The sequence below is a fragment of the Mucilaginibacter hurinus genome, from assembly GCF_003324525.1.
GTDB lineage: Bacteria > Bacteroidota > Bacteroidia > Sphingobacteriales > Sphingobacteriaceae > Mucilaginibacter > Mucilaginibacter hurinus.
This window is the reverse complement of sequence record NZ_QGDC01000004.1, coordinates 326,456-338,895: the sequence shown is the minus strand read 5'-3', so window position 1 is coordinate 338,895 and position 12,440 is coordinate 326,456. Positions and strand designations below refer to the sequence as shown.

The window sequence follows — 12,440 nt, the reverse complement described above, 5'->3', positions numbered from 1 at the left end:
TTAAAAAATAAACCAAAATAAATTTACCATGGAAATTACAACAGCAGCAGGTATTGCCGGCGGAGAGCCCACCGGACCTGGAGAAGACAGAGACCAAAGTTCACAGCGTTTACCCGGGCAGGAAAGCCAAATGGGAAATGAGGGAAGCTACGAAGAGGATGGGAACCCCAGCGGCGGCTTAACCGGCGACGAAAATATGGGCGAGGAAGAAGGAAGCCTTAATAGCGGCAGCGGCCGGCAGTTGCAACAGGATGAGGTAGAGAAGGGCTCCGGCTATGGAGCGCCGGGCGAGGGCTCCGGCGAAACTGTGCCTGCAGACGATGAAGGTGCCGCCGGTTCGGGCGAGGAAGAACAAGCCGACCCCGATATGGTAAAATCAAATTAGTGGGGGTAACATATGTCCACGCTAGGGCTTAACACATAACATGGACGGCATGACTTTGTAAAAAGGTTGTTCCCGGCCATGTTTACCAGGGAGCTGTAATTAATTATAATTTCTTTAACTAACAATAGTAATGGCAAATCGAGGCAACATGGCACCCGGACAACAGCACTACCCGGATCCAGATAAAGAGGTGCAAAATAAGCAAGCACTTACTCCGTCTGAAATAGTTGATGGAGCTAACCAGGAAGACCAGCTTGAAAAAATGCGACAAAATGCGCCTAAAGGTAATGAGGGCAAAGAAACAGGTGCGGAACCCCGGGCCTATAACTACCATAGGCAAACTTAGCCGGATAATAACAATAAATAAATTCAAAAAACACATCACTACTTATAAACACATCTTATGAAAAAACCAATTTTAATAGCATGTATGTTTGCCGCAATGGCGCTTGCATCATGCGCAGGAAACAATCAGCAGGATAACGCAGATACTGCAATGACGGATGATACCATGATGACTGATACCGCCATGAACACCATGCCTGACACAACCGGGATGGACGACGGTACAACCGTACCCCCTGCACCGGGAACCGGAACGCCGGGTGCTGGAGGTACTGGTACAGGTACGGGTACCGGCACAGGGGGGACAGGCACAGGAACTGGTAATACAGGTACCGGTACTGGCACAGGCACGGGCAATGGCACTGGTAACACAGGCACCGGTACCGGCACTGGCAATACAGGCACCGGCACCACAACAGATAACGGCCAATAGTAGATCAGTTTAATGGGAGCAGTTGCGCCATATAAGCGCGGCTGCTTCTTTTTTTTAAAGTTTTTAAATAACCCTGACGCCTAAATTCTTCGCGATTTTAATTAGAAATTAATTAGTATCAGCCAGGGTGATGTATAAGTGAACACTCGCGGCAATAACCTCCTGCCTTTCATGTAATTAATTAAATATTTAATGCCCTTATAATCAGCCTGTTTTTAATTATTAGGATTTTTATATTACTTATAAGTAAAAGTGGTGTCATTCTTGATGTGTTTGGCACAAACGCTTTTAAGGTATTAAATGCATATGAAAATATTCACCTGGCACATTCACGGGAGTTATTTATACTATCTCTCTCAAGGCGATTATACTATCTACATCCCTGTAAAAAACGATAGAACTGAAGGTTATTACGGCCGGGGAGAGACCTTTCCGTTTGGCAGCAATGTTATTGAAATAGCAGCTGAGGAAGTTAAGAACCATCAATTTGACTGCATACTTTTTCAGACAAATCAAAATTACCTTAAAGATCAGTTTGAAATACTATCTGAAGCGCAACGGGAACTTCCTAAAATTTACCTTGAGCATGACCCGCCACGGCAGCATCCAACCGATACTAAACATGTTGTTGATGACACGGATGTTACGCTGGTACACGTTACGCATTTTAACCGGCTGATGTGGAATAACAATGGCGTGCCCACTCATGTAATAGAACATGGCGTTACTATGCCAAAAGTTACGTATTCCGGGCATTTAAGTAAAGGCATTGTCGTGATAAATAATCTTCCCACACGCGGAAGGCTGCTGGGGTTCGATATATTCCAAGAAGTAAAACAACATGTGCCGCTTGACCTTGTAGGTATGGGTACCGGCGCGTGGGGTTTGGGCGAAGTTTTGCACCCCCAATTGCCTGAGTTTCAAAGTCGTTATCGTTTCTTTTTTAACCCGATAAGATATACCAGTTTGGGCCTTGCGGTTTGCGAGGCACTGATGATGGGGATGCCCGTTGTAGGGCTGGCTACTACCGAACTGTCGGCGGTAATTGATAACGGGTATTCCGGGTACATACATACCGATACTAATTTCCTGACAGAGAAGATGAAAATGCTGATTCAGGAGCCCCAGCTTGCAAAAGAAATTGGCAGCCGAGGCCGCGACATGGCTATGGAACGCTTTAATATATCGCGTTTTACAAAAGATTGGGAAAAGCTATTTGCAGAAGTGATCACCGGCAAACAACATGATCTACGCATAAACAACACTATCTATGAAGTTTCAAAATAACCATATAGCTTTTATAAGCGAACATGCATCGCCATTGGCCGTGCTTGGCGGCGTGGATACAGGCGGACAAAATGTGTATGTGGCTCAATTAGCCCGGCACCTTGCCCGGCAAGGCTACGCGGTTGATGTTTATACGCGGCGCGACAGTGAAGATACACCCACTATAGTTGAATGGGTTCCTGGTGTACGTGTTATACATATACAGGCGGGGCCCGCTCAACCGGTTATAAAGGAAGAGCTGTTGCAATATATGACGGAGTTCAAGGACAATATGATTGCATTTATTGTTAATCGCCAACTGCATTATTCATTGGTACATGCCAACTTTTTCATGTCTGCGCTGGTAGCCATCGGCGTTAAAAAAGAACTTGATATACCTTTCGTAGTAACCTTCCACGCACTGGGACATGTGCGGCGGATACACCAGGCCGAAAAAGATAATTTTCCGGAAGAGCGACTGTTAATTGAACAGCAGGCTGTGCAGGAAGCAGACTTTGTAATTGCTGAATGCCCGCAGGACAAAGAAGATTTGATGAAGTACTATAAAGCCCCTGAAAATAAAATAACCATTATACCATGCGGCTTTAGCGCGACCGAATTTTACCCCATGGATAAAGAGGTGGCGCGTAAAATTACCGGTTTGCCGCAAAGCGAACACATAATTCTGCAACTTGGAAGAATGGTGCCCCGTAAGGGTGTTGATAATGTTATACTCGCCCTTGGCAAGTTAAAACAAGCCGGCAAAAAAATCACCTTAGTAATAGTGGGTGGCGAATCTGATAATTTGCAGCCCGAAAGTAACCCCGAATACGCAAGGTTGCTGTCACTGGCCGAACAAAATGGCGTTGTTAACAGGATAATATTTACAGGCCGTAAGAACCGCAGTCAGCTTAAATATTATTATAATGCGGCCGACGTGTTCATTACAACCCCGTGGTATGAGCCGTTTGGTATTACCCCCCTTGAGGCCATGGCATGCGGTACACCGGTTATAGGTTCAAACGTGGGCGGCATAAAGTATAGTGTTGCAAACGAAGAAACCGGTTGGCTGGTGCCGCCGAATAACCCGGCTGCCCTGGCTGATAAGCTGAAGGAGGTATTAGCTGACGCAAGTTTGTTAAACCGGGTAAGCGAGAATGCCATTGAGCGCGTAAACAAATATTTTACATGGCACCAGGTAGCGTTGCAGGTGAGCGCGCTCTACAAAAGTGTGCATCCGGTATTATCAAGAAACAGGTTGATGTACAAACTGCAGGTTGACCGTAAAGACAGGGCCGCGTAATCATGTATAGTAAAAAAGCGGTTTTTCTTGATAAAGACGGTACGCTTATACCGGATATTCCTTACAACGTTAACCCGGAATTAATTACCATACAACCGGACGCTATAGATGGTTTAAGGCGCCTTCAAACGCAAGGTTACATACTGGTGATAGTGTCCAATCAATCAGGGGTGGCGCGGGGTTACTTTACCGAGGATAAATTAATTGGCGTTGAGCACCGCCTTAAGCAGTTGCTTGCCAACCTCGGCTTGCATCTGAGCGGATTTTACTACTGCCCTCACCACGACGACGGAATTATAACGCAATACGCCTTGGCGTGCGAATGCCGTAAACCGCAAGCCGGTATGTTGTTACAAGCCGCAGCCGACCTGCAGATAAACATGGCTGATTCGTGGATGATAGGCGACATATTGAATGACGTAGAGGCGGGACACCGTGCAGGCTGCAAAACAGTATTAATAAATAACGGTAATGAAACAGAATGGGTGCCAGGTGAATTCCGGACACCGACACTGATATGCGGCAGCATTAACGAGGCGGCTCTTTCTATATTAAATACAACCCAACATGAACAGGTGGAGTAACTGTAAAAATATTTTATGCATACGCCCTGACAATATGGGCGATTTGATAATGAGTGCGCCGGCAATACGCGCCTTAAAAGAAACCTTTGACGCTAACATAACAGTACTAACCTCGTCTGCTGCACAAGGTATCGCAAAGCATATTGCTGAAGTTGACGACGTTATCGTTTACGACCTGCCGTGGGTTAAAACGGCTGGCGTGCCTGATCGTGAACGCTTTAACGAGTTGACAGACACGTTAGCGAAAAAAAACTTCGACGCCGCAATCATATTTACGGTTTACAGCCAAAATCCGTTACCGGCGGCTATGCTGGCGTACCTGGCCGGTGTACCACGGATATTGGCCTACTGCCGCGAAAATCCCTATCATTTACTAACGGATTGGGTACCTGATAAAGAACCTTACCAGCACATTAAACACCAGGTACAACGGGATTTAGACCTGGTGGCCGTAGTGGGGGCAACCACTGTAAATACAGCGCTGGGTGTAAAGGTAGACGAACGGTTGCGAACCGGCGTGTTAGCAAAGATGCTACAGAGAGGTATATACATTAACCGCCCATGGCTTATTTTGCACGCTGGTGTTAGCGAAAAAAAGCGCATGTATCCTAACCGGCTTTGGATTGAAGCTGCAAAGCAGTTAATTACGAATAACGGTTACCAGGTATTGTTTACAGGCTCGGCGGCTGAAAAGGAACTTACAGATATATTGGAACAACAAACAGGACCCGGAAGTTTTTCGGTTGCCGGTATGTTTGGTTTAGATGAGTTTATCTGGCTCGTAAAACAGTCGCCGGTGCTTATCTCAGTGAACACCGGTACAGTACATATCGCGGCAGCGGTTGGTACGCCTGTAGTAGTGCTTTATGCACAAACTAATCCGCAACATACGCCATGGCAGGTGCCTTGTAAAGTTTTGCAATTTCCTGTGCCGGCCCATTTGCGCAGTAGTAATGAGGTTATCGCGTACGTTAATAAAACTTTATATCATGTACCTACGGGCGTACCGGGAGCCGGTGATATAATTAACGCTGTGCGGGAATTGCTCAACCGGCCGCCAGGCTCACCATCTCCACCGTCTCGCGAAATACCGAGTGAAAGTCAGGCGCTTCCAGCCAGTTAATAGTACGGTGCACTCTTTTGTCAGCCGGTCCCCAACGGTGCGGTTCGCCGTCCATGCTTATAACAATGCTGGGCGTTTTAAATGCCGCAGCTATATGCGAAACACCTGTACAGTTTGATATCAGCATGGCGGCATTTTGTATTAATACGCCTGCTCCGCCCATTGATGTTCTTCCTGCCGCGTTAATGGGCGTGTTGCGCATATGGCTTATCACTGATTCAACAATCTCCAGTTCATCTGTGGTGCCCGTTATCACCGCTTTATAACCTTGTTCAATGCAGTAGTCGGCCAGCGAAGCAAAATATTTTGTGGGCCACTGCCGCCACTGCCCGCGCGAACCGGGATGCACGCACACGTAACGCTTCGGGGTGATATCCAATTCCAGTGCATCAAGCGAATCATAATCCTTAGTTGTTAACGGAAATTCAAGTTCGCTGCCACGAGCGTTTATTCCCAGGTGCTGCATAAGCAGAATATGCCGCTCCACTTCAGGCCCATAGTCAGGATACGGCATAAACAGGCCATTGTCCGGCGCATAGTGTCCGTGTGTTGAAAACCCCGCTGTATATGCAGCGCCGAATAACTCAATCATGGGGTTAACAATAGTTCCATTCCCCTGTATCTGTATAGCCAAATCAAATTCATAGGCTTGCACTTTAGCTAAAAACGCTGTAAATGCACCGGGATTTAATGGCTGCTCGGGTAAGCCCGGATAACCCGGAAATTCAATAAAGTCATCAAAGTAGCGACTGAATCTTTGGGTAAAGGATTTTGCCCACGGCAAACCAATTAACACAATAGCAGCATTAGGGTACGCATGCCGCAAAGCACGCACGCCGGGTATAGCACAAAGCATATCGCCTAATTGCAGAGCCCTGAAAATGGCGATCTTTTTAATCTTATCGGAAGCTAATTTCATCTTACTTAAATAAATAATACCCTGTACTTAATGGCACCATACCACCGCCAGAAAATTGATGCAAATGGTATTATCAATGAAGTAACAACCATTTCGATAATATGGCTTGCGGTAAGTTTTGTTACAGCTAACCTTTTGCAAACAAAATAAATTGTTAAAGCCATCCAGGTAATTAATCCGGTGTTCCGCAGCATATCATTTCCTGAAACCAACCCGGCCAGCGCTGCCAAACATGATGCAATTATCAAGTAGTATAAAACAGGATGGGCTGGCTTTATTTTTTTACGAAATAAATGCGGGTGCTTTTTGTAAAGCAGCGCATCATACATTGTTTTTTTCTGTTCCTTAACGCTGATTCCCCAGGCAGAATGTCTCACGGGGTGCACCACTACGGCGCTTGGCAACCGCTTTATAGGGATAGCATTATTGATTAGCTTAAACTCCAGGTCACTGTCTTCACGCCAGGCCATACAAAATTTTTCATCGAAGCCACCAGCTTTGTGTAAAGCCCGTTTTGTACACGCACAATTAGCCGTTATAAAATCAGCCTCTTGCAGGTTGGCGGTATTAAGTTCATAATCAGTAGGCCGCTTGGTTACAGGCACAATTACACGGCCTGTAACGGCAATGTCTTCATCAGGTTTACAATGTGTAACTATCTCTTTAAGCCAATTGGCATCTGGTAAACAATCATCATCAGTAAATGCAATGATGTTACCTTTCGCGTTTAACCAGCCATAGTTACGGGCTGCCGCGGGGCCTTTTTTTTGCGGTAAAGAAAAGAAACGTATCAAAGGGAAATTGTACCCCGTCCAGTCATTCAGCATACGCCGGGTTTCATCATCGGGACCGTCGCTCACAACAATAATCTCATAAAGTGCCTTGTCAAACCTTTGGGTTAAAAGCGCCTTTATGCATTTTTTAAGCAGGTTGCTACGCTTATAAGTGGGTATAATTACTGAAATGCTGATCATTGTGTTTATTTCTCAATAATAAACGAACCAATAACCAGGGCATCGAAAGGAGATGTCCAAAAGCACTCCACAGCATCCCGCGGTGTACATACAATTGGCTTGCCAAGGGTGTTAAACGAGGTGTTAACCAATACCGGTACCCCGGTTTTACGATGAAAGGCTTTAAGCAAATCGTAGTAGTTTTTGTGCTGCTGGTCATTTATAGTTTGTATCCTGGCCGTGCCGTCGGTATGTCTTACCGCAGGTATCCTTTCTGCCTTATCTGGTTTTACATCGTATATAAACAACATAAAAGGCGAATAGCGGGCGTTCTCAAACCAATCGGATGCTTCCTCTTCAAGCACTACAGGTGCTACCGGCCTAAAATCTTCCCGGTCCTTAACCTCATTTAGCCGCGCCTGCATCTCCTGCGTAATTGGCGATGCCAGTATTGAACGGCTGCCCAGCGCCCGCGGACCAAATTCCATGCGCCCCTGGTACCAGCCGATTATTTTATTTTCGGCAAGCACGTCAGCAGTTTCGTCAGCAATATTATTCAGTTTGCGGTAAGGTACTTTCCATAATTTTAATAAACGCTCTATTTCCTGGTCGCTGTACTCAGGTCCCCAATAGCAATGGGTCATTTCAAATTTACGCTCGTCGCTTTCTCTTACCCGGGCATCTACCCAAAGGGCTGCACCAAGGGCGGTGCCATCGTCGCCGGAAGCAGGTTGAACCCAAACGTTTTTAAACGCGCCGCGATCACGTATACGGGCATTGGCCACACAATTCAGGGCAACGCCGCCAGCCAGGCACAGGTTTTCCTCTCTGGTTTCATGCTGCAGCCACCCGGTAAGTTCAAGCATAGCCTCTTCAAGTACCAGTTGCATTGAGTGCGCAATGTTAAAATGATGCGTAGTAAATTCTTCATTCCGCATGCGCTTAGGCCCAAAGCGTTCTGTAAGATTTTGATTATTGATAGTGTATTGCCCGTTCGCGCCAATTTGCACTATATCTCTAAAGTCGTTAACAAACTCCGGCTTTCCATATGATGCCAGCGCCATTACTTTATACTCGTCTGACGAATGCAGGAAGCCCAAATGCGTAGTTACATCTTCATATAACAGGCCTAGCGAGTGCGGCATATTTACCTGGCCGATACGGCTTAGTTGCTGTCCGGTACCAATGTTATACGTCGTGGTTGCCAGCTCACCCCTGCCGTCTACCGTCATCACCGCGGCATTTTTAAATGGTGAGCAATGGAAAGCGCTGGCCGCGTGCGATATGTGATGCTCAACAAAATGCCATTTGTCGCGCTGAATAACACAGCCCGCGAAACGTTTTTGCAAGTGATGGGGGTACCCATCCCGCAACTGGCCTGGCGCATTTATTATAGATGCTAAAAATAGCGGATCCCATACATTGCCAAACTCAGTTTTTAAATGTGAATCACCATCCTCAAAGGGTATGTCAATAGTAGGTTTGCCCCGGTATTTATCATTTATCAGCAAATATGGGTCAAACGAGTAAGCGATATGGTCTATATCATTGATATGGATGCCGGCCACTTGCAAACAGTAATCAATGGCGTGAAATGGAAGTTCCCATGTTGAAAATGGAACAGGCCGTTTGCCGTGTTTAAAATGAGTAAATCGCTCCTCTTCCGTAGCGGCAAGCAAAACGCCGTCCCTAATAATGCATGCTGCTGAATCGTGAAAAACGGCATTGATTCCTAATGTATACATCTATTATTTGTGTTTTAAATCGGGAGTTGTAAACGGCATCAGATTAACGGATAGTATTGTTAACATTAAAATTGTGTTGTAGTTTTAAGAAAATAAATATTTTACAACGTAAATTATAATAGCACAACTTTTACTCAATATTAGCTTCAAATAGCTCTTCTGTGTGATTTTCAAAGCAGGTTATTCCCTATTGGAGTTAATACGGGCTTCTAAAATTATTAATTACAAATTAAAACATCATCTCTTCCCGCCTGTTAAGTCCTAAAAAGTAACCCGGTCGGAATTAGAATATTAAATACTGGCGGGTAAAGTTTAATTATCGTTTACTAAACTAAAACGCAGCTATGTTAGCAATGAATTATCGCGGTCCTTACAGGGTAAGGGCTCAACAACGGCCGATGCCGGAAATACAGCACCCTGAAGACGCCATTGTCAGGGTTACAAGAACCTGCATATGCGGGTCCGACCTGCACTTATATCATGGCATGGTGCCTGATACCCGGGTTGGTCAAACCTTCGGGCATGAGTTTGTTGGTATTGTGGAAGAGGTGGGCCCCTTGGTTACCAATGTAAAAGTGGGCGATCACGTACTGGTACCGTTTAATATAGCCTGCGGGAAGTGCAACTTTTGTAAGCAGGGGCTTTACGGGAACTGTCACGAATCAAACCCTATGGCTACTGCCGTAGGAGGTATATTTGGCTATTCGCATACAGCGGGCGGTTTTGACGGCGGACAGGCCGAATATGTTCGCGTACCTTACGCCAATGTAGGCCCGACTGTTATACCAGCTGACATGGATCCGGACGATGCTGTTATGTTAACCGATGTTGTGCCCACAGGATACCAGGCAGCAGAAATGGGCGGTATAAAAGAGGGTGATACGGTAGTAATATTTGGTGCCGGGCCTATCGGTATTATGGCTGCACGCTGTGCATGGTTTTTCGGCCCTTCTAGGGTAATAGTTATAGATCATATTGATTACCGGTTGGAATTTGCAAAAAACTACGCTAAATGCGAGGTGTATAACTTTAAGTCGCTTGAAGATCCTGTTGTTTTTTTGAAAAAGACTACCGACTGGTATGGGGCTGACGTATGTATTGACTGTGTGGGGTGTGAAGCTGAAGGTAATACGTTGCAAACGTTAACAGGACGCGTAGGGCTTTTACAAGCGGGTGCCGGTACCGCTTTACAGTGGGCAATTAACTCTGTAAAAAAAGGGGGTATCGTATCAATTGTTGGTGTTTACGGCCCGCCATTTAACCTGATACCTATTGGCAATGTTCTTAATAAGGGTATAACCATACGGGCTAACCAGGCGTCGGTTAAGCGGCTGCTGCCGCGTCTTATTGAACATGTGCAATCAGGCAGACTAAAACCAAGTGAATTAATTACGCACCGCATCCCGCTGGAGGAAGTAGCTGACGCGTATAATATTTTTTCATCAAAGCTGGATAACTGTATCAAAACGGTACTTATACCATCTAGTAAATAACAATAACATGGAAAACCAGATAACAGATTATAAATCAATACCCGGGTGGGGCATGGATGCCGATCCGGATAACGAACCTACGTATCCAATGAAAAACTATACCGGCGATGACCATAACCGCATCAATTATGAGCGGTCGGTTCAGCAGCCAGTAACAGTAGAAATTTTAAAATCAAACGAGCGACCCACCGTGTCGGCAGTGTTTGGTACTTCAGTGCCACCAAGCGGATTAAGCGGCGCTATACGGCGATGGGCGTTTAAGCATAGCGAAGACCGCTACCGCCACTGGCTGCCATTGATTCTGGCCGATCGCATTAACGTATATGAAGGCATAATCGATGATATCAAAAAAGGGCATTTCCCTAACATACTTGCCGAGCGGGGTTTTAAGGCAACGTTGAAGCATAATCCTAAAAAGATTATCAGACAGGTAATTACAGGGGTGGTCGCAGTAATGGTAATCAAGTCGATGTTTAAAAGTAATAAGTAAAACCAGTAAAATGATTATGAAAAGGCAATTAATTATAGCGTGCATGTGTGCAGGCCTGGCTTTAGCATCATGTGGTGGCAGCAATAGTAAGGATGCATCAGGCGGCGGTGCCGGGGCAGACGGTGAATCTATAACAATTGATACGCCCATGCCGGATACCGTTGGCGTTGACAGCATTATTGACCCGGCCACCGGCCGTGGCCAGGGCGGACAGCAAATACCCGAAAATAAGTAGATAAAATAAACAGGAGCAAAGCGATGAACCAGGATCCAAAAGAAAAATACGAACAACCGCCTTACCCGGAACAGGAGCAGGAAGTGCCTGGCGAAGTTAAACTAATGGATCCGATACCCGACCATGGGGAAGTAACCTACCGTGGATCGGGTAAGTTGACCGGACGGAAGGCTATTATTACCGGCGGCGACTCGGGCATAGGCAGAGCGGTAGCAATAGCATTTGCGCGCGAGGGCGCCGATGTGCTTATATCATATCTTAACGAACATGAAGATGCACGTGAAACAGCGCGTTATGTTGAAGATGAGGGCCGGAAAGCTATACTTATGCCGGGAGATATCAGTGATGAGGCGCATTGCAAAAAACTGATTGACACGGCACTAAGCGAATTTGGGCAGCTTGACATACTGGTTAACAATGCCGCCTTTCAAATGGCGCGTCAATCGTTACAGGAAGTGAGCACTGAGGAGTGGGACCGCACTTTTAAAACTAATATCTATCCAATGTTTTACTTGTGTAAGTATGCCGAGCAGCATTTACGCCCGGGCAGTACTGTTATTAACACAACGTCGGTTAATGCCTATCAGCCCAAGCCTGTGCTGATAGCCTACGCAGCCACAAAAGGAGCTATACAAAATTTCACTGCAAACATGGCGCAGCTTTGGGGCGAAAAAGGCATCCGGGTAAATTGTGTTGCGCCGGGGCCCATCTGGACGCCGCTTATCCCATCCACCTTTCCCGGAACCGATGTTGCCAAATTTGGTGAGAGCGTTCCGTTAAAGCGTGCGGGCCAGCCAGCAGAACTGGCGGCTACTTATGTGTTGTTGGCGTCAGAAGATTCCAGTTATATAACGGGCGCCACTATACAGGTTACAGGAGGAACACCTACTATTTAAGTATGAAGAAGGAAGAGATTGATCTTTCCGATATCGGACGGATTTTACTTGGTGAAGCACCGCCTCTTTTCCTGCTTGAAGTGTTTATCCGGGGACTGGCTACTTACATGTTTTTGCTGGTTATAGTGCGCTGGCTGGGTAAACGTATGGGCGGCCAGATAACTATTATGGAAATGTCAGTAATGATAACGCTCGGCGCTATTGTTTCGGTGCCCATGCAGGCGCCAGCCCCAATTGTACACTTAGTATGTGGACGCCGGCCGTAAAATA

The 12,440-nt window shown here is 46.1% G+C and carries 15 protein-coding genes; 12 read left to right on the top strand and 3 right to left on the bottom strand.

The window, feature by feature from the left end:
* Window positions 1-28: 28 nt before the first annotated feature.
* From DJ568_RS09070 to DJ568_RS09040, 7 genes are all read left to right on the top strand, one after another.
* Window positions 29-385 (top strand): hypothetical protein, encoded by a 357-nt coding sequence (locus DJ568_RS09070; protein WP_114004943.1) that lies wholly within the window; start codon window positions 29-31, stop codon window positions 383-385.
* A gap of 130 nt (window positions 386-515) precedes the next feature.
* Window positions 516-731 (top strand): hypothetical protein, encoded by a 216-nt coding sequence (locus DJ568_RS09065; protein ID WP_147238734.1) that lies wholly within the window; start codon window positions 516-518, stop codon window positions 729-731.
* A 57-nt stretch (window positions 732-788) separates the two neighbouring features.
* A complete protein-coding gene (locus DJ568_RS17390) occupies window positions 789-1,163 on the top strand; it encodes a hypothetical protein (RefSeq protein ID WP_199560930.1) in 375 nt (124 codons plus the stop codon).
* Window positions 1,164-1,469: 306 nt separating this feature from the next.
* The gene (locus DJ568_RS09055) at window positions 1,470-2,450 is read left to right on the top strand and encodes a glycosyltransferase family 4 protein (protein WP_233496662.1); all 981 of its coding nucleotides are present in this window, start codon (window positions 1,470-1,472) and stop codon (window positions 2,448-2,450) included.
* Window positions 2,434-3,732, top strand: coding sequence for a glycosyltransferase family 4 protein (locus DJ568_RS09050; RefSeq protein ID WP_114004940.1), 1,299 nt, complete (start codon window positions 2,434-2,436; stop codon window positions 3,730-3,732). The genes DJ568_RS09055 and DJ568_RS09050 overlap by 17 nt, the downstream gene beginning before the upstream one ends.
* A 2-nt stretch (window positions 3,733-3,734) precedes the next feature.
* Window positions 3,735-4,316 (top strand): D-glycero-alpha-D-manno-heptose-1,7-bisphosphate 7-phosphatase, encoded by a 582-nt coding sequence (locus tag DJ568_RS09045; RefSeq protein WP_114004939.1) that lies wholly within the window; start codon window positions 3,735-3,737, stop codon window positions 4,314-4,316.
* Window positions 4,300-5,439 carry a glycosyltransferase family 9 protein gene (locus tag DJ568_RS09040; RefSeq protein ID WP_114004938.1) on the top strand — a complete coding sequence of 380 codons (1,140 nt, stop codon included), beginning with the start codon at window positions 4,300-4,302 and terminating at the stop codon, window positions 5,437-5,439. Before DJ568_RS09045 ends, DJ568_RS09040 begins: the two co-directional genes overlap by 17 nt.
* Here the strand turns inward: DJ568_RS09040 and DJ568_RS09035 are convergent.
* The 3 genes from DJ568_RS09035 to DJ568_RS09025 are packed head-to-tail and all read right to left on the bottom strand — an operon-like array spanning window position 5,363 to window position 9,056.
* Complete coding sequence (locus DJ568_RS09035; RefSeq protein ID WP_114004937.1) at window positions 5,363-6,358, bottom strand: glycosyltransferase family 9 protein; 996 nt, start codon at window positions 6,356-6,358, stop codon at window positions 5,363-5,365. The genes DJ568_RS09040 and DJ568_RS09035 overlap by 77 nt on opposite strands.
* Before the next feature lie 5 nt (window positions 6,359-6,363).
* Window positions 6,364-7,332, bottom strand: coding sequence for a glycosyltransferase (locus DJ568_RS09030; protein WP_114004936.1), 969 nt, complete (start codon window positions 7,330-7,332; stop codon window positions 6,364-6,366).
* A 5-nt stretch (window positions 7,333-7,337) separates the two neighbouring features.
* On the bottom strand, window positions 7,338-9,056 hold the full coding sequence (locus tag DJ568_RS09025; protein ID WP_114004935.1) for a carbamoyltransferase family protein: 1,719 nt from the start codon (window positions 9,054-9,056) through the stop codon (window positions 7,338-7,340).
* Between the two features lie 353 nt (window positions 9,057-9,409).
* On the opposite strand from DJ568_RS09025, the gene DJ568_RS09020 reads away from it, so the two are divergent.
* The 5 genes from DJ568_RS09020 to DJ568_RS09000 are packed head-to-tail and all read left to right on the top strand — an operon-like array spanning window position 9,410 to window position 12,436.
* Entirely contained in the window at window positions 9,410-10,549 is a 1,140-nt protein-coding gene (locus DJ568_RS09020) for a zinc-dependent alcohol dehydrogenase (RefSeq protein ID WP_233496661.1), read from the top strand.
* 7 nt (window positions 10,550-10,556) lie between these two features.
* Window positions 10,557-11,039 carry a hypothetical protein gene (locus DJ568_RS09015; RefSeq protein ID WP_114004933.1) on the top strand — a complete coding sequence of 161 codons (483 nt, stop codon included), beginning with the start codon at window positions 10,557-10,559 and terminating at the stop codon, window positions 11,037-11,039.
* 16 nt (window positions 11,040-11,055) lie between these two features.
* Window positions 11,056-11,274, top strand: a complete 219-nt coding sequence (locus tag DJ568_RS09010; protein WP_147238733.1) for a hypothetical protein — start codon at window positions 11,056-11,058, stop codon at window positions 11,272-11,274.
* Between the two features lie 23 nt (window positions 11,275-11,297).
* Window positions 11,298-12,170, top strand: a complete 873-nt coding sequence (locus DJ568_RS09005) for a glucose 1-dehydrogenase (RefSeq protein WP_114004931.1) — start codon at window positions 11,298-11,300, stop codon at window positions 12,168-12,170.
* Window positions 12,171-12,172: 2 nt separating this feature from the next.
* A complete protein-coding gene (locus DJ568_RS09000) occupies window positions 12,173-12,436 on the top strand; it encodes a DUF421 domain-containing protein (protein ID WP_114004930.1) in 264 nt (87 codons plus the stop codon).
* Window positions 12,437-12,440: the final 4 nt, after the last annotated feature.

Coding starts and splice junctions, on each gene's coding strand:
- DJ568_RS09040 (WP_114004938.1), top strand. CDS start 4,300: ATGAACAGGTGGAGTAACTGTAAAAATATTTTATGCATACGCCCTGAC.
- DJ568_RS09045 (WP_114004939.1), top strand. CDS start 3,735: ATGTATAGTAAAAAAGCGGTTTTTCTTGATAAAGACGGTACGCTTATA.
- DJ568_RS09020 (WP_233496661.1), top strand. CDS start 9,410: ATGAATTATCGCGGTCCTTACAGGGTAAGGGCTCAACAACGGCCGATG.
- DJ568_RS09035 (WP_114004937.1), bottom strand. CDS start 6,358: ATGAAATTAGCTTCCGATAAGATTAAAAAGATCGCCATTTTCAGGGCT.
- DJ568_RS09070 (WP_114004943.1), top strand. CDS start 29: ATGGAAATTACAACAGCAGCAGGTATTGCCGGCGGAGAGCCCACCGGA.
- DJ568_RS17390 (WP_199560930.1), top strand. CDS start 789: ATGAAAAAACCAATTTTAATAGCATGTATGTTTGCCGCAATGGCGCTT.
- DJ568_RS09015 (WP_114004933.1), top strand. CDS start 10,557: ATGGAAAACCAGATAACAGATTATAAATCAATACCCGGGTGGGGCATG.
- DJ568_RS09050 (WP_114004940.1), top strand. CDS start 2,434: ATGAAGTTTCAAAATAACCATATAGCTTTTATAAGCGAACATGCATCG.
- DJ568_RS09065 (WP_147238734.1), top strand. CDS start 516: ATGGCAAATCGAGGCAACATGGCACCCGGACAACAGCACTACCCGGAT.
- DJ568_RS09030 (WP_114004936.1), bottom strand. CDS start 7,332: ATGATCAGCATTTCAGTAATTATACCCACTTATAAGCGTAGCAACCTG.
- DJ568_RS09000 (WP_114004930.1), top strand. CDS start 12,173: ATGAAGAAGGAAGAGATTGATCTTTCCGATATCGGACGGATTTTACTT.
- DJ568_RS09005 (WP_114004931.1), top strand. CDS start 11,298: ATGAACCAGGATCCAAAAGAAAAATACGAACAACCGCCTTACCCGGAA.
- DJ568_RS09055 (WP_233496662.1), top strand. CDS start 1,470: ATGAAAATATTCACCTGGCACATTCACGGGAGTTATTTATACTATCTC.
- DJ568_RS09025 (WP_114004935.1), bottom strand. CDS start 9,056: ATGTATACATTAGGAATCAATGCCGTTTTTCACGATTCAGCAGCATGC.
- DJ568_RS09010 (WP_147238733.1), top strand. CDS start 11,056: ATGAAAAGGCAATTAATTATAGCGTGCATGTGTGCAGGCCTGGCTTTA.